Below are 18,905 nucleotides of genomic sequence, written 5' to 3' on the forward strand. Positions count from 1 at the left end.
CGTTCCGGCAGCGGCGTTTCAGCGCACGGCCACCGCGTCGACCTCGAACAGCATGCCCGGCAACGCGAGCGCCGCGACTCCGGTCAGCGTCTGCGCGGGCGGGCGATCACCCCAGATCGCGGTGATCTTCTCGCCCAGCACCGCCAGCTTCTCCAGGTCGTGGCCGACGATGTGCGTCCGCAACTGCGCGACGTCGGCGTAGTCCACTCCCGCGGAGCGCAAGGCGATTCCGAGGTTGGCGAACGCGTTGTCCACCTGAACCGCGAAATCGGTGCTCGTGGTGTGCCCTTCGGCGTCCGAGTCGTACTGCCCGGCGATGAACACCAGCTCTCCGCGCGCCACCGCCACATGGCTGTAGCCGAATCCGGTCGGATCGTGCAGTTCACCGGGGTTGCTGATTTCCACGGCCATCGTTTCTCCTCGCTCGGTCGACAAGTGCTGCGACAACACAACGACGATCCGGCCGTCCGCGGTGTGACACGACAAACGCCGCGGCGCGGCGACCGAGGTCACCGCGCCGCTGATCCGGCTGTGCCGGAGATTCAGAGAGCCCACTTCAGGATCAGCGTGAGCGCGCCCGTCACGACCGCGAGAATCAGCGCGCCGACTCCCCACACGAATCCGTGGCGTCCCCACGGACGCCCGGCGTCCAACGAGAACTTACCGGGCCCGGTGAAGGGCAGCGCGGCACCGACCACCGCGAACAGCAGGCCCATTTCGTAACCGCCCAGCAGACCACCGGCCCAGGTGGCGTTGATCGCGTTGATCATCGTGCCCACCACGATCGCACCGGCCAGCGGCGTCAGCAGACCGAGCAGCAGGAGCAGGCCACCACCGATTTCGGACAGGCCCGCCAGGGTGCCGAACACCTTGCCCGGGTTGTATCCCATCTGCTCGAAGCCGTCGGCATTGGCCTGCAGGCCCGGGCCGCCCCACCAGCCGAAGAGTTTCTGCGCGCCGTGTGCCGCGAGCAAGCCGCCGAAGACGACCCGCACGATCAGCAGGCCGATGTCGGTGGCGACGCCATCCAGCTCGGTGCCGGTGCCGGTTCTGTCGAGTACGGATCTCATGGTCATGCTGGTCCTCATCCCTGTGCTGTCGTTCGGGCACGATCGTTAGCCCTGCGAATAAACGGACTACGGTCCGATTCTCGCACGAAGGAGCCAACCGACCGACCTTTCGGTGTATTCCACGTTCGGGTGGGAAGGACGGTTCAGCGCGCAAGCGAGCGGAGGGTTACTCCGCGAGGAAGAAGAAGTAGCCGAGGAACACCAGCATCAACGCCCACATCGCCGGGTGCACGTCCTTGATCCGGCCCTTGGCCGCCATGACCACCGGATACAGCAGCATGCCCATGGCAAGGCCGTTGGCGATGGAGTACGTCAGCGGCATCATCACGACGGTGACGAACGCGGGCACCGAGTACTCGAGACGGTTCCAGTCGATCTGGCCCAGCGCCCGGGCCATCAGGATGCCGACCACGATGAGCGCGGGCGCGGTCACCTCACCCGAGCCCGCGACCACCGCGAAGATCGGATAGCAGAACATCGCGACGAGGAACCAACCCGCGGTGGTGACGGCGGTCAGCCCGGTCCGGCCGCCCGCCGAGACGCCCGCGGTCGATTCCACATAGGCGGTCGTGGTCGAGGTGCCGATGACCGCGCCCGCCATGGTGCCCACCGAGTCCGCCGCCAGCGCGCTAGCGGCACGCGGCAGCTTGCCCTTCTCGTCCAGCAGGCCGGCCTGGTTCGCGACGCCGATCAGGGTGCCCGAGGCGTCGAAGAAGTCGACGAACAGCATGGTCAGCACCACCACGGCCATCTGACCGGTGAACGCGTCGGGCAGATGGACGATCGCCTGACCGAAGGTGTGCTCGAGGCCCTGTGGCGCGGCGAACACGCCCTTGGGCAGATCGACCAAGCCGCTCACGATGCCGACGATGGTGGTCAGCACGATGCCGTAGAGCACAGCGCCGTGCCACCCGCGCACCAGGAACACCACGGTCACCAGCAGTCCGAACAGCGCGAGCAGCGTGGTGCCTTTGGTGAAGTCGCCCAGCGTGACCAGCGTCGCCTCGCTGTTCACCACGATCCCGGCGTTCTTCAGGCCGAGGAAGGCCACGAACAACCCGATACCGGCGCCGACGGCCAGCTTCAGCTGCATCGGGATCGCGTTGAGGATGCGTTCGCGCACCTTGGTCACGGCGAGGACGAAGAAGATGACGCCGGACAGGAATGTTCCCGACAGCGCCACCTGCCACGGGATCCCCATCTCGAGCACCACCGTGTACGCGAAGAACGCGTTGAGTCCCATACCCGGTGCGAGCGCGATCGGATACCGGGCCCACAGCCCCATGACCACCGTGCCGAACACCGCCGCGACGGCGGTGGCGGTGAACACCGCCTGCATCGGGATGCCCTTGTCGCCCAGCGCGCCCTGGTCGCCGAGCACCGCTGGATTCACCGCGAGGACATACGACATGGCCAGGAACGTGACCGTGCCCGCCATGAGTTCGCGCTTGACGGTCGAGCCGTTCGAGCGGACGCCGAAGTAGCCGTCGAGGCGTCCTCGCGTCCGGTGCAGAACGTCGGTGACCATGGGTGACTCCAGTCGAGGAACGAATCGGGGCATGCCAAGGGCACGGTAACCGACGGTTCACTACCTGGGGCAACCCGCGGTGGCGCCATCGTGACCGGCGCCACCGGGACTAGGCGCTCGGCGCGGAGACCAACCCGAGTTCGGCGTCGGAGGCCAGCAGTTCGTTGTGCGGCAGCACGCGCACGGTGTAGCCGACCGCGCCGGACAGCGGCAGCGGAGTGTCGACGGTGAACAGCTCGGCGCCGGCGTCGGACCCCGTGTGCGTCATCGGGACCGTCGTGGTGTCGGAGAGGTCGTCGGTGGCCGACACCCGGCCGAGCACCGCCTGCACCACCACGTCGGGCACGCTCAATCCGCCGAGCTCGACCCGCGCGGTCAGCGACAGCCGCGCCCCGATGACCGGCGTGTCCGGCAGCCCCGCGCTGTCGACCTGGATCACCTTGACCGAGGGCCAGGCCGACTCGACCCGTTGCCGGTACTCGGCGACGGCCCGCGCGACGGCGAAATCGTCGGCCGTCGCCCGCTGATGAGCCGCGGCGGCGGGAGCGTAGTACTCCACGGCGTAGTCGCGCACCATCCGGGAAGCCAGGACCTTCGGTCCCAAGGTCTGCAAGGTGTGGCGAACCATCTCGACCCAGCGCACCGGCATCCCGGACGCGTCGCGCTCGTAGAAGCGCGGCGCCACCGCCCGCTCGAACAGGTCGTAGAGCGCGGCGGCCTCCAGATCGTCGCGGCGGTGCTCGTCCCGGACGCCCTCCGCGGTCGGAATGGACCATCCGTTCTCGCCGTCGAACATCTCGTCCCACCAGCCGTCCCGGATGGACAGATTGAGCCCGCCGTTCAGCGCGGATTTCATGCCGGAGGTGCCGCACGCCTCCAGCGGGCGCAGCGGGTTGTTCAGCCAGACGTCGCAACCCCAGTACAGGTAGCGGGCCATCGACATGTCGTAGTCCGGCAGGAAGACGATCCGGTGCCGCACCTCGGGATCGTCGGCGAAGCGGACCACCTGCTGGATGAGCGCCTTGCCGCCGTCATCGGCCGGGTGACTCTTGCCCGCGACGACCAGCTGCATCGGCCGCCGCGGGTCCAGCAGCAGGGCACGCAGCCGCTGCGGGTCGCGCAGCATGAGAGTGAGGCGCTTGTAGGTCGGCACCCGGCGGGCGAATCCGACGGTGAGCACATTCGGGTCGAAGACTCCGTTCACCCAGCCGAGTTCGGCCTCCGCGGCGCCGCGCTCCAACCAGGACGCGCGCACCCTGCGGCGCACCTCGTCGACGAGGATGCCGCGCAGGGTGTTACGGGTGGACCACAGCTCGGTGAGATCGACGTCGCGCAGCCGTTCCCAGCCGCGCCCCTCCTCGAGCAGTTCCGCGCCGATGTGCTCGCGCGCCTTGTCCACCCATTCGCGCGCGGCCCACGTGGTGGCGTGCACGCCGTTGGTGACCGAACCGATCGGCACCTCCGCCGGGTCGAAACCCGGCCACAGCGAGGCGAACATCGACCGGCTCACCGCGCCGTGCAGCTTCGAGACACCGTTGGCGCGCTGCGCCAGTCGCAGACCCATGTGCGCCATATTGAAGACGGAGGGGTCGGCTTCCCGGCCGAGCGCCACGATGCGGTCCACCGAAAGACCGGGCAGCAGGGCGGATTCGGATTCTCCGTGCGCACCGCCGAAGTAGCGCCGCACCATCGGCATAGGGAACCGATCGATGCCCGCCGGGACCGGCGTATGCGTCGTGAACACCGTGCCCGCCCGCACGGCGGCGAGTGCGGAATCGAAATCCTGCCCCGCCGCGACGAATTCGCGGATGCGCTCCACACCGAGGAAACCGGCGTGGCCTTCGTTCATGTGGAACACGTCGGGATCGGGCAGGCCCGCGGACGCGGTGTACGCGCGCACCGCCCGGACACCGCCGATGCCCGCGAGGATCTCCTGGCGGATGCGATGCTCCTGATCGCCGCCGTAGAGCCGGTCGGTGACCGCGCGCAACTCCGGGTCGTTCTCGGCGATGTCGGAGTCCAGCAGCAACAGCGGAACCCGGCCCACCTGGGCGATCCACACCCGCGCACGCAGCACCCTGCGGTCGGGCATCGCCACGTGGATGAGCACCGGCGAGCCGTCGGAGGTGAGCGCCCGCAACGGCAAGCCCTGCGGGTCCAGCGCCGGATAGTGCTCGGCCTGCCAGCCGTCGGTCGTCAGCGACTGCCGGAAGTAGCCCGAGCGGTACAGCAATCCCACCCCGATCAGCGGCAGGCCGAGGTCGGAGGCGCCCTTCAAATGGTCGCCCGCCAGGATGCCGAGGCCGCCCGAGTAGTTCGGCAGCACCTCGGTGACGCCGAACTCCATCGAGAAGTAGGCGATGCCCCGCACCCCCTCCTCCCCCGTTCGGCGCTGGAACCAGCCCGGCGCCGCCAGATAATCGCGCAGCTCCGCCGCCGCGGCGTCGACACGCGCGACATAGCCGGCATCGGCGGCCAGCTCGTCCAGCCGCGCCGCGGGCACCTCGCCCAGCATCCGGACCGGGTCGTGTCCCATCTCCTGCCAGCGCCGTGGGTCGAGCGCGGCGAACAGGTCCTGCGTCGGTGGATGCCACGACCAGCGCAGATTCGTGGCGAGCTCACCAAGGGCAGCCAGGCGCTCGGGCAGATGGGCACGGACGGTGAAACGACGCAATGCCTTCATTCGGTAGAAACTACACGGCGCCCGGAGCGGCCGCGCCGCGTGACCACGCCCCGGAAAACCTTTCGACCAGCATGTTTCCCGGTCGGGCATGGACGAGATCAGCCCACCCGATCGTGCGTAACGCGCTCTACCGTCACAGAACGGCCACACGACGCGCACCGGCGCGCCCCCTCCCGCTACCCGATCGAGACCCGCGCTCGCTTGTGAACCCGAGAACGCCGGGCAAACCCACAAGCTGTGCGGACCAACCGGCCGCACCAACCGAAATCAGTACGGGAGTGATCGAGATGTGGATGACAGCACACCCAAATCGCGCCCGCGATCGGCGCTGGTCGCGCACTGGAGCAGCGCTCACGGGGTTCGGAGCTCTCGCGGCGGCATTCGTTCTCGTCGCGCCCACCGCCGGGGCGGCGGTCACGACGGCAACGGCGAGCCCGGCCCAAGGAATGACTTTCGGTTTCGGGAACTACGGGACCAACTGCCAGTACCGGGTGACGGCAACGGTGGACAACATTCCGTCGTCCGAGCCCGTCCAATTCACCGACAACGCCGCGGGCTCGTTCTCCCCGAATCCCGCACCCGTGGTCGGCAACCAGGCGACCACCGTCTGGATGCCCGACGCGACCGGGCAACACACGATCTCCGCGGTGCAGGGCACCGGTCCCGCTTGGACCTCGCCGGTGATGACGGTGGGCAACGGCATGAACCTCGGCTTCGCCTGCATGGTCATGCCGTAAGCGCGACTCCCGGCAGTCAGGTGAGCGCCCGGGTGGCCACCAGAGCGGTGCTCTCCGGCCGCGGCCACCCGGGCACCTCGCATTGCCGGCAGTACGCGCACGCGCGGAAAATACGTGGCCCGACGGAAGCCGAGGTGACAGCATCGGCTGATGCCGCACTGGGTCGACGTTCTTCCGCAATTCCTGACGGCCTGCCTGCTCATCGCCGCGCTGCCGGGCCCGGCGACCGCGTTGTTCCTCCAGCGCGCGGTGCGTGACGGTCGCGCCGCGGGCCTGGCGGCGGTGGCCGGAAACGAGATCGGCGTGCTCGGCTGGACGCTGGCGGGTGGGGCGGGGCTGTCGGTCCTGCTGGTCGCGAACCGAGCCGTGAACGCGACGGTGCACGTGGTCGGCGCGCTCGTGCTGATCTGGCTCGGCGTGCAGGCGTGGCGGGGTGCGCGCGGTGGCGACGAGTTCGGCAGTGCGATGACGAAGATGCTCCCCGCTGGTCGCACACCCGCCGCCGCCTTCCGCGCCTCGCTGGTGTCGATCGCGGCCAATCCCAAGGCGGCCGTCTTCGGATTGACGATCCTTCCGCAATTCCTTCCGTCCGACGGTCCGGTGCTGCCGACCGTGGTGATCCTGGCGCTGATCCAGTTGGTGCTCGACACCGCGTGGTGCGTCGGCGTGGTCCTGGCCGCCGACCGCGCGGGCGCGTGGCTGCGCCGCACCGGGATCCGGCAGCGGGTCGAACGCGCGCTCGGCGCGGTCCTGGTCGCGCTCGGCCTCGGCCTCGCCGCCGACGCGCGCTGACCGGAACAGCACAGTAGCTGCGCCGACGGCACTCGCCGGATCGAGCACACAACCCACCGGAATGCGGAGTTGCGGCAGGCAACGCTCCCGGCTCGACCGCCGGGGTCGCTTCGACAGCCGCGCGCCGAGCCGATGCGGATTCAGCAGCCGCGACCTCGGCGGGGGCGGGCGGGAAACCTCGCCGATCCCGTCCAGAGGGCCGGTAACCGGTAGGTTGGTCCCGTGACCGGCCGCATCGCTATCGATGACACTGCACCGTCCATCCCAGGCGGCCGGCCCGCCAAGGCGGTGGTCGGCGAAGTATTCCCGGTGCGCACCGTGGTGTGGCGAGAAGGGCACGACGCCGTCGCCGCCACGCTCGTCGTCCGCGGCCCCGGCGCCTCGCGGCCCTCCCGCATCCGCATGACGCCGGACTACGAGCCCGACGTCTTCAACGCGACCTTCACCCCCAACACTCCTGGCGTGTGGACCTACCGGATCGAAGGCTGGAGCGATCCGATCGCGACCTGGCGCTCGGCGATCGAGGAGAAGCTGGCGGTCGGGCAGAGCGCCGCCGATCTGGCCAACGACCTCGAATTGGGTGCCCGCCTGTTCGATCGCGCTGCCCAGGCCGTACCCAAGAAGCAGTTCCAGCGCTTACGCGCGGTCGCGGCGGCGCTGCGCGGCGACGACCAACTGCCCGCGCGGGTGGCGCCGGCCTTCACCGAGGAGGTCGCCGAGATCCTGCGCGCCACGCCGCTGCGCGACCTGGTCACCCGGGGGCCGCAGCACATCGTCCAGGTCGAGCGGCACCGCGCGCTCTATGGCTCCTGGTACGAGTTCTTCCCACGCTCGACCGGCGGCCGCGATGCCAGCGGCAAACCCGTGCACGGCACCTTCGCCACCGCGGCGAGGGAGCTTCCGCGTATCGCGGCCATGGGTTTCGACGTGGTGTACCTGCCACCCATCCACCCCATCGGCGAAATCAACCGCAAGGGACGCAACAACGCGCTCACCGCCGAGCCGGGTGACGTCGGCTCGCCGTGGGCCATCGGCTCGAAGCACGGCGGTCACGATGCCGTGCATCCGGATCTGGGCACCGAAGACGATTTCGCCGAATTCGTCGCGGCGGCCCGCGAACTCGGCCTCGAGGTGGCGCTCGACCTCGCCTTGCAGTGCGCGCCCGATCATCCCTGGGTGCAGGCGCACCCGGAGTGGTTCACCACGCTGCCCGACGGAACCATCGCCTACGCGGAGAACCCGCCGAAGAAGTACCAGGACATCTACCCGGTCAATTTCGACAACGATCCCGACGGCCTCTACGCCGAGGTGCTGCGGGTGGTCCGGCACTGGATCGACCTGGGCGTCAAGATCTTCCGCGTGGACAACCCGCACACCAAGCCCGCCGATTTCTGGGAGTGGCTGATCGGCAACGTGTGGCGCACCGATCCGGACGTCATCTTCCTGTCCGAGGCGTTCACCCGCCCCGCCAGGCTCTACGGACTCGCCCGGCGCGGGTTCAGCCAGTCCTACACGTATTTCACCTGGCGGGTGGCCAAGTGGGAACTCACCGAGTTCGGCAACGAATTGGCCGCGAAGGCCGACGAGGCCCGTCCGAACCTCTTCGTCAACACTCCGGACATCCTGCACGAGAGCCTCCAGCACGGCGGACCGGGGATGTTCGCCATCCGCGCCGTCCTGGCCGCCACCCTCGCCCCCACCTGGGGCGTCTACTCCGGCTTCGAACTGTTCGAGCATCAGGCGGTGCGCCCCGACAGCGAGGAGTACCTCGACTCGGAGAAGTACGAACTGCGCCCGCGCCCCTTCGCCGAGGCGCTCGCGCGCGGAGAATCGCTGGAGCCGTGGCTCACCCGGCTCAACGAGATCCGCCGGGCGCACCCCGCCTTGCAACAGCTGCGCTGCCTGCATTTCCATCACGTGGACAACGACGCGCTGCTCGCCTACTCCAAGATCGACCCCGTCGGCGGCGACGCGGTGCTGGTCGTGGTGAATCTCAACCCGTACGGCGCCGAGTGGGGCATGCTCTCGCTCGATCTGCCCGCGATCGGCCGCGAGTGGCACGACCATCCGGTGGTGTACGACGAGGTCAGCGGCGAGGAATACCACTGGGCCCAGACCAATTACGTGCGGTTGGACCCCGCGCATACCGTCGCGCACATCATCGCGCTGCCTCCGGTATCCCAGCAGGCTCGCACCGAGCTGGCCTACCGCAGGACCCTGCGATGAAACGCCGCGATCTCATGCTGCTCGCGGCGGGCACCCATCCCGACCCGCACACCGTGCTCGGCGCGCATACCCATCCCGACGGCACGGCGGTGCGGGTGCTGCGCCCGCACGCCCAGACCGTGTCGGTGCGGGTCGGCGGCGTCGATCACGCGCTGAAGTCCCTGGATCACGGCATATTCGCCGCGGTGCTGCCGTACCCGGAGATCATGGACTATCGCGTAGTGACGACCTATCCCGGCGGCCAGACGATCATCAGCGCCGACGGCTACCGTTTCCTGCCCACGCTCGGCGAACTCGACCTGCATCTGATCGGCGAAGGACGTCACGAACACCTGTGGGAGGTACTCGGCGCGCACCCGCGCCGCTACACCACCCTCGACGGTGAGGTCACGGGCACGTCGTTCGCGGTGTGGGCGCCGAACGCGCGCGGCGTCACCGTGTTCGGCGACTTCGACGGCTGGAGCGGCAACACCGCGCCGATGCGCGCGCTGGGCTCCTCCGGTATCTGGGAAGTCTTCGTCCCGGGTGTCGAGCCGGGCACCAAGTACAAATACCGCGTGCACGGCGCCGACGGACGGACCGTCGATCACGCCGACCCGCTCGCCTTCGCCACCGAACACCCTCCGGCGACCGCGTCGGTGGTCACCGAAAGCCACCACGCCTGGCACGACCGCGCATGGCTCGAGCGGCGCGCCGCCACCGACCCGACCCGCGCCCCGATGAGCGTCTACGAGGTGCATCTCGGTTCGTGGCGACCGGGCCTCGGTTACCGCGAACTGGCCGAGCAGCTCGCCGACTACGTGCGAGCGACCGGATACACCCATATCGAGTTGCTCCCCATCGCCGAGCATCCATTCGGCGGCTCCTGGGGATATCAGGTCACCTCCTACTACGCGCCCACGGCGCGTTTCGGCTCCCCCGACGATTTCCGCGCGTTCGTCGATCGCATGCACGCGGCGGATATCGGCGTCCTGCTGGACTGGGTACCGGCGCACTTCCCGCGCGACGAATGGGCGCTGGCCCGCTTCGACGGCACACCGCTCTACGAGCACGCCGACCCGCGCCGGGGTGAGCAACTCGACTGGGGCACCTACGTGTTCGATTTCGGCAGACACGAGGTGCGCAACTTCCTCATCGCCAACGCGCGCTACTGGATCGAGGAATTCCACATCGACGGCCTGCGCGTCGACGCGGTCGCCTCCATGCTCTACCTCGACTACTCCCGCGCCGAAGGCCAGTGGGAGCCCAACGTGCACGGCGGCCGGGAGAACCTGGAGGCCGTCGACTTCCTGCAGGACCTCAACGAAACCCTGCATCGGCACCACCCCGGCGTCGTCACGATCGCCGAGGAGTCCACCACCTGGCCCGGCGTCACCCGCGGGACCGACGTCGGCGGTCTCGGTTTCACCATGAAATGGAACATGGGCTGGATGCACGACACCCTCGGGTTCCTCGGCCGCGACCCGGTGCACCGCTCCTGGCACCACAACGAGATCACCTTCTCGCTGGTCTACGCCTGGAGCGAGAACTACGTGCTGCCGATCAGCCACGACGAGGTCGTGCACGGCAAAGGCACACTCTGGACCAGGATGCCCGGCGACGATTTCGCCAAGGCCGCGGGCGTGCGATCGCTGCTGGCCTATATGTGGGCCCACCCGGGTAAACAGCTGCTTTTCATGGGCCAGGACTTCGGCCAGGTCCAGGAATGGTCGCACGATCGCGGCCTGGACTGGCACGAACGGGACAACCCGCTGCACCAGGGCATCACCGCGCTGGTGTGCGACCTGAACGCGGTCTACCGCGCCCACCCCGCGCTGTGGAGCCAGGACACCGCCCCGGGCGGCTACGCCTGGATCGAGGCGAACGACCCGGCGAACAACGTGCTGGCGTTCCTGCGCTACGGCTCCGACGGCTCCGTGCTGGCCTGCGTCTACAACTTCTCCGGGGCGACGCACGACGCGTACCGGGTCGGCCTGCCGCACCGGGGCCGCTGGCTGGAGATCCTCAACACCGACGCGGAGAGCTACGGCGGCTCCGGCCTCGGCAACCTGGGCGAGGTACTGGCGACCGACGAGCCGTGGCACGACCGTCCCGCCTCGGCCGCCGTGACGCTCGCGCCGCACAGCGCGGTCTGGCTGCGTCCGGTCTAGGAACTCGAAGACCACTTCCAGCCCTGGCACCCCGTCCGGAGGCACCAGTTACGGCCGAGGGCGCGGCTCCGAGCCCGCCGACTGCGATGCTCGGTCGTGGCACGTGCGCGGCAGTCGCTCACTTCACCAGCGACGAATCGACCGACACCGCGTTCGCCCTACCGGACCGGCGTCGGCCGCAGGGCGCGCAGCGACGCCCGAATTGCGCCGCCGACCGGGATGAACATCCGCGTCGGCACTGCGCCGGGGAGGCGACGAACGGACTCGGGGGCAGACCCGCTCACCCCGTAATCGAGCACGTGAGTGCGCGGTTCGCGGCTGGGCCCCAGGGAGGGCAGCGAGCGGATCGCGCCGCCGATTCGGATCCGGCGCATCCGCCCCGCCCGCTCCGAGCGAACGACCTGCCCCAGCGCCCGCGACACGGGCCACCCGGCGGACTCAGTACAGCGCTGCGGCCAGCTTGCGGCGCGCGGCCACGACGAACGGCTCGGCCTGGTCGAACAGTTCGAACAGCTCGAGCAGGCGAGTCCGCGCCTTGGTGCGGTCGTCACCAGAGGTGCGCTTGACGACGGCGATCAACCGATCGAAAGCCGCCTCGGGCCGCTGCTGGAACAACTCGAGATCGGCGGCCTGGACCGCGGCGTCGACGTTCGACGGGTCGGCGTCGGCATCCGCGATGGCCGACTCCGGCAGTTCCTGTGCCCGGGCGAGGAAGCGCAGCTGGCGCAGCGCGCCCTTGGCCTCCTCGTTCGCGGGCTCGGCGTCGATGATCGCTTGGTAGGCGGCCTCCGCGCCGGCCAGGTCACCCTGCTCCAGCGCCGCCTCGGCCGCCGCGAAACGCGGGTCCTCGGCAGGCTCCTGCGGCTGCTCGCCACCTTCCAGCTTGCCCGCGACCGCGTCGACCACCGCGTTCAGCCACTGCCGTACCTGCGGCTCCGGTTGCGCGCCCTCGAAATCGGCCAGCGGCTGCCCGGCCGCGATCGCGATGACCGTCGGAATGCCCTGCACCCGCAGCGCCTGCGCGATCCGCATATTGGCCTCGGCTTCGACCGTGGCCAGGTCCCAGGTACCGCCGTCGGCGGCCACCAGATGCTCCAGCGTCCGCACCAGTTCGACGCTGCCCGGACTGCGCTGCGAATACAGCACGACCACCACGGGCACCTGCATGGAACGGCGCAGGACCTTGGTCTCGAAATCCGCCTCCGACACCGCGTGGTCGCCGCCTGCCGCACCGCCCGCGCTTGCCACGGGCTGCTTCAGGCTGGACAGATCGACCGCGCCGGACATGGCAGCGGCGACAGCGGGCGAAGGACGGCGTGCGGCTGGTCGATTCACGGCTTCCAGTTTGTCACGACGTGGCGGATGCGGGTGCCCCGGACTCGACCGAACCGGCGTTGCTCAGCTCACCCAACTGCCCCGAGCGCACCGCCCACACCTCGAACAGCACCGTGCAGAACGGCGGAATGCTCGACAGCAGCGCCAGAACGGTCGTCTTGGCACTCCAGCCCAGCTCGCGCGCGGCGACGATCGCGGTGATCACGAACAGCACGAACACGATGCCGTGCGTCATGCCGAACACCTTGACCGGCCACAGCACCGGCTCGGGGATCCGCTTGAACACCATCCCGATGATCAGCAGAAACCAGGAGATCGCCTCCAGCACCGCGACGAATCGAAACCGCTTGGCCACCGTGCTCAGGTCGAAGACATTGCCCATGCGCCCATTGTGCCGGATGCACTACACACTGTCGTAGTGAGTTGTGTCTAAATTGCTGTGTTCGATTTGCAGCGCCTGCGGCGCTGGGTGTTCGCGGCCCCTTTGTGGCTCGCGAACGGAACATGCTCGGTCTCGCTTCGCTCGAAACCGGGAGTTGAGGTGAGCCGGGCGCGTCGGAACGCGAAGACACGACAAAGCCCACGCCAACCGGCGGCCCACACGACTCCTCGCCCGAAACGGGTTGCGGTGCGCCACGCACGTCCGAGCCCGAAACCCAGGGTTGCGGTGCGCCACGCACGTCCGAGCCCGAAACCCAGGGTTGCGGTGCGCCACGCACGTCCGAACGCCGACACACGACAGAAAGCACACCAACCGGCGGCTCTCGATCGCCCTTCGCTTATGCACGGCGATCGCCGACTTCATGTTGCGGCCTCGGCTGCTTGCTCCTTCATCGACGACGCGGCCACCTGAGTGCCGGGGCACGAACGGCACATGCTCGTCATTTTGCGGAGGCAGCCCCCTCTGGCCGCCCGGCTGCATGTCCCCGGGGCTCGGGGTGAGCCGAGCGAGTCGGCCGAACGACCGATGGCCGCCCACTCGGGGCGGCCATCGGTTGATTCCTCAGCGTGGGGTGTCACCCCACGACCATCAGACGCGGACGATCAGCGCGTCACCCTGCCCGCCGCCACCGCAGAGTGCTGCCGCGCCGACGCCACCGCCGCGGCGCTTCAGCTCGAGCACCAGGTGCAGCAGGATGCGGGCGCCGGACATGCCCAGCGGGTGGCCGATGGCGATCGCGCCACCGTTGACGTTCACCTTCTCGGGGTCGATGCCCAGCTTGCGGGTGGACGCGACACCGACCGCGGCGAACGCCTCGTTGATCTCCACCAGGTCCAGGTCGGCGGGTGAGATGCCCTCGCGAGCGCAGGCTTTGGCGATCGCGTTGGCGGGCTGGTCCTGCAAGGTCGAGTCGGGACCGGCGACCACGCCGGCCGCGCCGATCTCGGCGATCCAGCTCAGCCCCAGCGACTGCGCCTTCTCCTTGCTCATCACCACGACCGCGGCGGCGCCATCGGAGATCTGCGACGCGGTGCCCGCGGTGATGGTGCCGTCCTTGCGGAACGCCGGACGCAGCTTGGCCAGCGACTCCGCGGTGGTGTCGGCGCGAACGCCCTCGTCCGTGGTCACCAGCACCGGATCGCCCTTGCGCTGCGGCACCGCGACCGGGACCACCTCGTCGTCGAAGACGCCGTTCTTCCACGCCGCCGCCGCCCGCTGGTGCGAAGCCGCCGCGAACGCGTCCTGGTCCTCCCGGGTGATCCGGTCGGCCTCGTTGCGCTGCTCGGTGAGCGCGCCCATGGCCTGATCGGTGAAGATGTCGTGCAGGCCGTCGTAGGCCATGTGGTCGCGCAGGGTCACATCGCCGTACTTGAAGCCCTCCCTGCTCTTCTCCAGCAGGTGCGGCGCCCGGCTCATGGACTCCTGGCCGCCCGCGACGACGATCTCGTACTCGCCCGCGCGGATCAGCTGGTCGGCGAGGGCGATCGCGTTGATGCCGGACAGGCAGACCTTGTTCAGCGTCAGGGCGGGCACATCCATCGGGATGCCCGCGGCCACCGCCGCCTGGCGGGCCGGGATCTGCCCCGCGCCCGCGGTGAGCACCTGGCCCATGATGACGTAGTCGACCTGGTCGGGCGCGACACCGCCCTTCTCCAGCGCCGCCTTGATCGCGAACCCGCCCAGATCGGAACCGCTGAAGTCCTTCAGACCTCCGAGCAGCTTGCCGACCGGGGTACGCGCACCGGAGACGATCACGGAAGTGGTCACGACGAGCCTCGCATTCGTAGATCGGACCTGCTCGCGCCCGCACCGGGGCGCCACGAGAGCAGGTGTTCTACTCAACGGTAGCGGGTGCGCCCCGCGCGCCCCGTGCCAGGTCGCGCTACTTTCGAATGGTGAGCAACGTTATCGAACAGTCATCTTTCATCCCAGCCGACTACGTCACCGCGGTCGACCACGTCGGCATCGCGGTGCCGGACCTGGACACCGCGGTCGCCTGGTACGCCGAGAACCTCGGCATGATCGAGACCCACCGCGAGGTCAACGAGGCCCAGGGCGTGCACGAGGCGATGCTGTCGCTGCCGGGCGCACCGGACCGGGCCACTGCCCTGCAGTTGCTGGCTCCGCTCAACGAGGAGTCGACCATCGCGAAGTTCATCGACCGTAACGGCCCCGGCTTGCAGCAACTGGCCTACCGGGTGACCGACATCGAGGCCGTCTCCGCGCACCTGCGCGCCAAGGGTCTGCGTTTGCTGTACGAGGCCCCACGGCACGGAACAGCCGATTCCCGCATCAATTTCATCCACCCGAAGGATGCTGGAGGTGTGCTGATCGAGTTGGTCGAACCGAACGCGAATGTTACGCACTAGTATCGCCGTCAGGTCGGGAAAACTCGTTGGAATGACATTCGCAGTCGAGTCACCATCGGCTGTCTTCAGGCTGTAGTTTGTGTGCCATGTCGTCACCCGAGTCCGATCGCAATCGCTTCGTTGCACTGCCCTTCACCGTTGTGCGCAAGGGTTATGCGCAAGACGAGGTGCGTAATTACTTCGACCGCTTCGACGCGGAACTGAGAGTCACCGCCACCGACCGCGATGCGGCTGCGGCACAAGCACGTAACCTCGCCAGCCAGCTGGAAGACGCGCGCGACGAGATCGACGAACTCCGTAAGGAGGTCGACCGACTCTCGGTGCCGCCGACCACCGCGGAAGGTATGTCCGACCGCATTTCCCGAATGCTGCGGCTCGCCTCCGACGAGGCGTCCGAGGTCCGTGCGCTGGCCCAGGCCGAGGCCGCGGAGATGGTGTCGATCGCCGAGCAGCAGGCCACCGAGATGCGTGGCAAGTACGAGTCGCTGCTCGCGGAGACCAAGGAGAAGCGCGAGGCGCTCGAAATCGAATTCGAGCAGACCCTCGCGAACGCACGCACCGAGTCCGCCAAGATCATCGAGGCCGCCCAGGCCGAGGCCGACCGCATCGCGAAGGAAGCCGACGCGAAGCGCAAGGCCACCCAGCAGGACTTCGAGGCCACCATGGCCGAGCGTCGCACCAAGCTCACTCGCGCCATGGAGGAGCTGGAAGCCACCAGCCGCGCCGAGGCCGCCCAGCGGATCAAGGACGCGACCGACGAGGCCAACCGCCTCATCACCTCCGCCACCCAGACCTCCGAGCGCAAGATCGCGCACGCGAAGGAACTGGCCGAGGAGATGCGTGTGCTGCGCGGCCGCGTGCTCGCCCAGCTGCTCGGTATCCGCGGTCAGCTCGACTCGGTGCCCGCGATGCTCGCCGCGGTCAACCGGGAAAGCGAACTGCTGGACGGTGTTCCGGATCAGCGCAAGTCGATCGGCGGCAACACCAAGTCGGTCACCGGCTCCCGCCAGAAGGCGATCCCCGAGGTCGCGACCGAGGACGAGGACATCGACTCGGACGAGCGCGAGAGCGCCGACATCAGCAACTGACGTCGGAGCAAACGGCGACAGCAGCAAATCGCAACCGAAATCACCGAAGGCCGCTCCGCACCGGGGCGGCCTTCCCTAATTCCGCACCCAGCGGGTCCACGCGCAAGGACATCGCGAACGCGCGCCGTACCGTCGGATCGAGGAGACGAGATTCCGATCTCGCCCGGAAACGTCCGCTCACCCCGGCGCCCGAGGAGACCGGAAACGTCCGCTCACCCCGGCGCCCGAGGAGAAGCCCGAAGCCCACGAGTCGCGGCGAGGTTGCCCACCTGCCGTCGCAATCGTCGCCAAGTGTTCGCCGTCCAGCTTTCCGGACACCACTGCTGGTCGGGCGACACGCAGGTACTTCAACAAGTGGCCGGCCACGTCCATCCGCTGCCGACCTACTCGACCGCACGTCGCCCGCGACGATGCCCCCGCGACGTCAGGACCAGCGACGAGTGATCCGGCGCGTCTGTCGCCCGTTCCAGCACCCACGATGCCAATGCCTGCGGTCGTCTTCGCCGCCGTACGCGGGCCATGCGACGATGTGGGCGACCCCCGGTGGGATCTCGTGGTCACAGCCGGGGCAGCGGTAGGTCTTGATCGCGCGGGCGCCGGGAATGGTGCGCACCACATATGTCTCCGCACCGTCCGGACCGGCCTCGGTCCGTCCGAAAACGTCTCCCAGTGGTGCGCCACCGGCCCGCGAGCGCTCGGCATAGCGATCCGAACGCGGTTTCCGGCGAGGCATGCGACAAGGGTATTACTCGCCCGTGCGCACCTCGCACTGCCCCGAGGTCAGAACAAGCGGAATTCGCTGCTCTCCGTGCCACGCAGGGCGTCGTAATCGAGTGTGAGGCAGCGGATGCCGCGATCCTCGGCGAGCGTGCGCGCCTGCGGCTTGATCTGTTGCGCGGCGAAGACGCCCGCGACCGGAGCCAGCAACGGATCCCGGTTCAGCAGCTCCAGGTAACGGGTGAGCTGCTCGACACCGTCGATCTCTCCGCGCCGTTTGATCTCCACCGCCACCGTGCCGCCGTCGGCATCCCGGCACAGCAGGTCCACCGGGCCGATCGCGGTCATGTACTCGCGGCGGATGAGCGTGAACCCGGCGCCGAGCGTGTGCACGTGCTCGGCCAGGAGCTCTTGGAGGTGGGCTTCCACCCCGTCCTTCACCAGGCCTGGGTCGACGCCGAGTTCGTGGGAGGAGTCGTGCTCGATGTCCTCGATGGTGATGCGAAGTTCCTCGCCGGCCTTGTTGGTGACGACCCACAGCGCCTTCGCACCGTCCGGTAGCTGCGCGTCACCGTTGCGTTCGTCCAGCCGGCAGGGCGGGCTCATCCAGTTCAGCGGCTTGTATGAGCCGCCGTCGGAGTGCACGAGCACCGAGCCGTCCGCTTTCATCAGCAGTAGCCTTCGGGCCATCGGAAGATGGGCGGTGAGTCGCCCTACGTAGTCGACCTGACAGCGAGCAATCACTAGGCGCACCCAAGCACTGTAGGCGAGCGCCCTACCGCGGCTGCCGTCAGCCCATGAGCAGAATCGCCGCCAGCACCGCGCTCGCGGCGAGCAAGGCACCCTCGATCCGGGTGATCCGTCGCCGGGTGGTCGTCCTGGACCAGATCATGAAGAATCCGACCGCCGTGCCGATCGTGAGCGCCACCAGGTGCCCGGCCTGGGTGAAGGTCTGTCCGATCAGCACACCCTCGACCGCGACGATGAACCACACCGTCGACCAGGCGACGCGCCATCGGTACGGCATCGCCGCGACGAGCGCGCCGATCAGTGCCATAGCCCCGTAGCTGACACCGACGTCCTCGGCCCAGCGGATGCTCGCGGGGACCCACCCGGCTCGCACGCCCACCCACAGACCCGCCGCGACGAGCAAAGTGGCGCCGACGTGGCCGACCAGGAACACCCGCACCAGTCTCAGCGCGCCGAAGCGCAGCTCGGCGAGGGCCAGCAGACAGGCGAGCAAGGGGATGATGACCCATGACCCGACGGCGTCACCGATCACGAACGCGCTCGCCAGCAGCGTTCCCAACCGGCCGCTCAACAGGTTGTGCAGATTCGTGCTCGCGTGCAGCACCATCCTGGTCTGCGCGGAGTCGCTCAGGGCCGAGAAGATCGCGGAGACGATGATCAGCCCCGCCAAGTACGCCGCCGTCGCGGGCAGCCTCGGCCGCCACCAACGCGCTTGCGCCGACGTGGCGGGCTCGACCGGCGCCGGGCGATCCGGCGTCGTCGCGACGACCATACATACCTCCGTTGCTCGCGTGAGACGGCCTCCCCGCCATCCATGATCCCGACCGCACGCTGCGTACGCTTGTATTTCCCCGCGATCGTGCTGCGAAACACACGGATCGCTCGATAAACGACGAAAGGCCCTCGACGGTGTCGAGGGCCTTTCGTGAAGGATGTTCCGGCGGTGTCCTACTCTCCCACACCCTGTCGAGTGCAGTACCATCGGCGCTGGCAGGCTTAGCTTCCGGGTTCGGAATGG

The 18,905-nt window shown here is 68.7% G+C and carries 16 protein-coding genes; 6 read left to right on the forward strand and 10 right to left on the reverse strand.

Translation table 11 applies throughout. From position 1 onward, the window contains the following. Window positions 1-18: 18 nt before the first annotated feature. From ABZ803_RS26030 to glgP, 4 genes are all read right to left on the reverse strand, one after another. Window positions 19-411, reverse strand: coding sequence for a Rid family hydrolase (locus ABZ803_RS26030; RefSeq protein WP_357043091.1), 393 nt, complete (start codon window positions 409-411; stop codon window positions 19-21). A 131-nt stretch (window positions 412-542) separates the two neighbouring features. Then, on the reverse strand, window positions 543-1,076 hold the full coding sequence (locus ABZ803_RS26035) for a DoxX family protein (RefSeq protein WP_357043093.1): 534 nt from the start codon (window positions 1,074-1,076) through the stop codon (window positions 543-545). A 160-nt stretch (window positions 1,077-1,236) separates the two neighbouring features. Next, window positions 1,237-2,598, reverse strand: coding sequence for an NCS2 family permease (locus ABZ803_RS26040; RefSeq protein ID WP_357043095.1), 1,362 nt, complete (start codon window positions 2,596-2,598; stop codon window positions 1,237-1,239). A gap of 109 nt (window positions 2,599-2,707) precedes the next feature. Beyond that, complete coding sequence (gene glgP / locus ABZ803_RS26045; RefSeq protein WP_357043097.1) at window positions 2,708-5,281, reverse strand: alpha-glucan family phosphorylase; 2,574 nt, start codon at window positions 5,279-5,281, stop codon at window positions 2,708-2,710. A 293-nt stretch (window positions 5,282-5,574) separates the two neighbouring features. Between glgP and ABZ803_RS26050 the strand changes: the two genes are divergently transcribed. The 4 genes from ABZ803_RS26050 (at window position 5,575) to glgB (ending at window position 11,186) form a co-directional block, all read left to right on the forward strand. Next, window positions 5,575-6,018 (forward strand): hypothetical protein, encoded by a 444-nt coding sequence (locus tag ABZ803_RS26050; protein WP_357043099.1) that lies wholly within the window; start codon window positions 5,575-5,577, stop codon window positions 6,016-6,018. A 150-nt stretch (window positions 6,019-6,168) separates the two neighbouring features. Continuing rightward, window positions 6,169-6,810, forward strand: a complete 642-nt coding sequence (locus ABZ803_RS26055; RefSeq protein WP_357043101.1) for a LysE family translocator — start codon at window positions 6,169-6,171, stop codon at window positions 6,808-6,810. 222 nt (window positions 6,811-7,032) lie between these two features. Beyond that, window positions 7,033-9,036, forward strand: coding sequence for an alpha-1,4-glucan--maltose-1-phosphate maltosyltransferase (locus tag ABZ803_RS26060; protein ID WP_357043103.1), 2,004 nt, complete (start codon window positions 7,033-7,035; stop codon window positions 9,034-9,036). Continuing rightward, window positions 9,033-11,186 carry a 1,4-alpha-glucan branching protein GlgB gene (gene glgB / locus ABZ803_RS26065; protein ID WP_357043105.1) on the forward strand — a complete coding sequence of 718 codons (2,154 nt, stop codon included), beginning with the start codon at window positions 9,033-9,035 and terminating at the stop codon, window positions 11,184-11,186. The genes ABZ803_RS26060 and glgB overlap by 4 nt, the downstream gene beginning before the upstream one ends. A 438-nt stretch (window positions 11,187-11,624) precedes the next feature. Here glgB and ABZ803_RS26070 read toward each other — a convergent pair whose 3' ends face one another. The 3 genes from ABZ803_RS26070 to ABZ803_RS26080 form a co-directional block, all read right to left on the reverse strand. Continuing rightward, window positions 11,625-12,473 (reverse strand): tetratricopeptide repeat protein, encoded by an 849-nt coding sequence (locus tag ABZ803_RS26070; RefSeq protein WP_357043128.1) that lies wholly within the window; start codon window positions 12,471-12,473, stop codon window positions 11,625-11,627. Window positions 12,474-12,534: 61 nt separating this feature from the next. Further along, entirely contained in the window at window positions 12,535-12,903 is a 369-nt protein-coding gene (locus tag ABZ803_RS26075; RefSeq protein WP_357043107.1) for a DUF3817 domain-containing protein, read from the reverse strand. Window positions 12,904-13,551: 648 nt separating this feature from the next. Then, window positions 13,552-14,730, reverse strand: a complete 1,179-nt coding sequence (locus ABZ803_RS26080; RefSeq protein WP_357043109.1) for an acetyl-CoA C-acetyltransferase — start codon at window positions 14,728-14,730, stop codon at window positions 13,552-13,554. A gap of 125 nt (window positions 14,731-14,855) precedes the next feature. On the opposite strand from ABZ803_RS26080, the gene mce reads away from it, so the two are divergent. Further along, a complete protein-coding gene (gene mce, locus ABZ803_RS26085) occupies window positions 14,856-15,332 on the forward strand; it encodes a methylmalonyl-CoA epimerase (RefSeq protein ID WP_040865181.1) in 477 nt (158 codons plus the stop codon). A gap of 86 nt (window positions 15,333-15,418) precedes the next feature. Next, the gene (locus ABZ803_RS26090; protein WP_062971743.1) at window positions 15,419-16,420 is read left to right on the forward strand and encodes a hypothetical protein; all 1,002 of its coding nucleotides are present in this window, start codon (window positions 15,419-15,421) and stop codon (window positions 16,418-16,420) included. 424 nt (window positions 16,421-16,844) lie between these two features. On the opposite strand, the gene ABZ803_RS26095 is transcribed toward ABZ803_RS26090, so the two are convergent. From ABZ803_RS26095 to ABZ803_RS26105, 3 genes are read right to left on the reverse strand one after another with little or no spacing between them, the layout of a single operon-like run. After that, on the reverse strand, window positions 16,845-17,153 hold the full coding sequence (locus ABZ803_RS26095) for an ATP/GTP-binding protein (RefSeq protein ID WP_357043111.1): 309 nt from the start codon (window positions 17,151-17,153) through the stop codon (window positions 16,845-16,847). Window positions 17,154-17,200: 47 nt separating this feature from the next. Continuing rightward, a complete protein-coding gene (gene nucS, locus ABZ803_RS26100) occupies window positions 17,201-17,890 on the reverse strand; it encodes an endonuclease NucS (protein WP_040865179.1) in 690 nt (229 codons plus the stop codon). Between the two features lie 37 nt (window positions 17,891-17,927). Then, on the reverse strand, window positions 17,928-18,659 hold the full coding sequence (locus ABZ803_RS26105; protein WP_357043113.1) for a rhomboid-like protein: 732 nt from the start codon (window positions 18,657-18,659) through the stop codon (window positions 17,928-17,930). Window positions 18,660-18,905 lie beyond the last annotated feature (246 nt).

This window comes from Nocardia sp. NPDC047648 (assembly GCF_040642815.1).
Classification (GTDB): Bacteria; Actinomycetota; Actinomycetes; order Mycobacteriales; family Mycobacteriaceae; genus Nocardia; species Nocardia gamkensis.

Bases quoted from the DNA above. Each gene is read 5' to 3' on its own strand.
- glgP (WP_357043097.1), bottom strand. From the start codon at position 5,281: ATGAAGGCATTGCGTCGTTTCACCGTCCGTGCCCATCTGCCCGAGCGC.
- ABZ803_RS26035 (WP_357043093.1), bottom strand. From the start codon at position 1,076: ATGACCATGAGATCCGTACTCGACAGAACCGGCACCGGCACCGAGCTG.
- ABZ803_RS26070 (WP_357043128.1), bottom strand. From the start codon at position 12,473: ATGTCCGGCGCGGTCGATCTGTCCAGCCTGAAGCAGCCCGTGGCAAGC.
- ABZ803_RS26105 (WP_357043113.1), bottom strand. From the start codon at position 18,659: ATGGTCGTCGCGACGACGCCGGATCGCCCGGCGCCGGTCGAGCCCGCC.
- ABZ803_RS26050 (WP_357043099.1), top strand. From the start codon at position 5,575: ATGACAGCACACCCAAATCGCGCCCGCGATCGGCGCTGGTCGCGCACT.
- ABZ803_RS26075 (WP_357043107.1), bottom strand. From the start codon at position 12,903: ATGGGCAATGTCTTCGACCTGAGCACGGTGGCCAAGCGGTTTCGATTC.
- ABZ803_RS26055 (WP_357043101.1), top strand. From the start codon at position 6,169: ATGCCGCACTGGGTCGACGTTCTTCCGCAATTCCTGACGGCCTGCCTG.
- ABZ803_RS26030 (WP_357043091.1), bottom strand. From the start codon at position 411: ATGGCCGTGGAAATCAGCAACCCCGGTGAACTGCACGATCCGACCGGA.
- ABZ803_RS26040 (WP_357043095.1), bottom strand. From the start codon at position 2,598: ATGGTCACCGACGTTCTGCACCGGACGCGAGGACGCCTCGACGGCTAC.
- glgB (WP_357043105.1), top strand. From the start codon at position 9,033: ATGAAACGCCGCGATCTCATGCTGCTCGCGGCGGGCACCCATCCCGAC.
- ABZ803_RS26090 (WP_062971743.1), top strand. From the start codon at position 15,419: ATGTCGTCACCCGAGTCCGATCGCAATCGCTTCGTTGCACTGCCCTTC.
- mce (WP_040865181.1), top strand. From the start codon at position 14,856: ATGGTGAGCAACGTTATCGAACAGTCATCTTTCATCCCAGCCGACTAC.
- ABZ803_RS26095 (WP_357043111.1), bottom strand. From the start codon at position 17,153: ATGCCTCGCCGGAAACCGCGTTCGGATCGCTATGCCGAGCGCTCGCGG.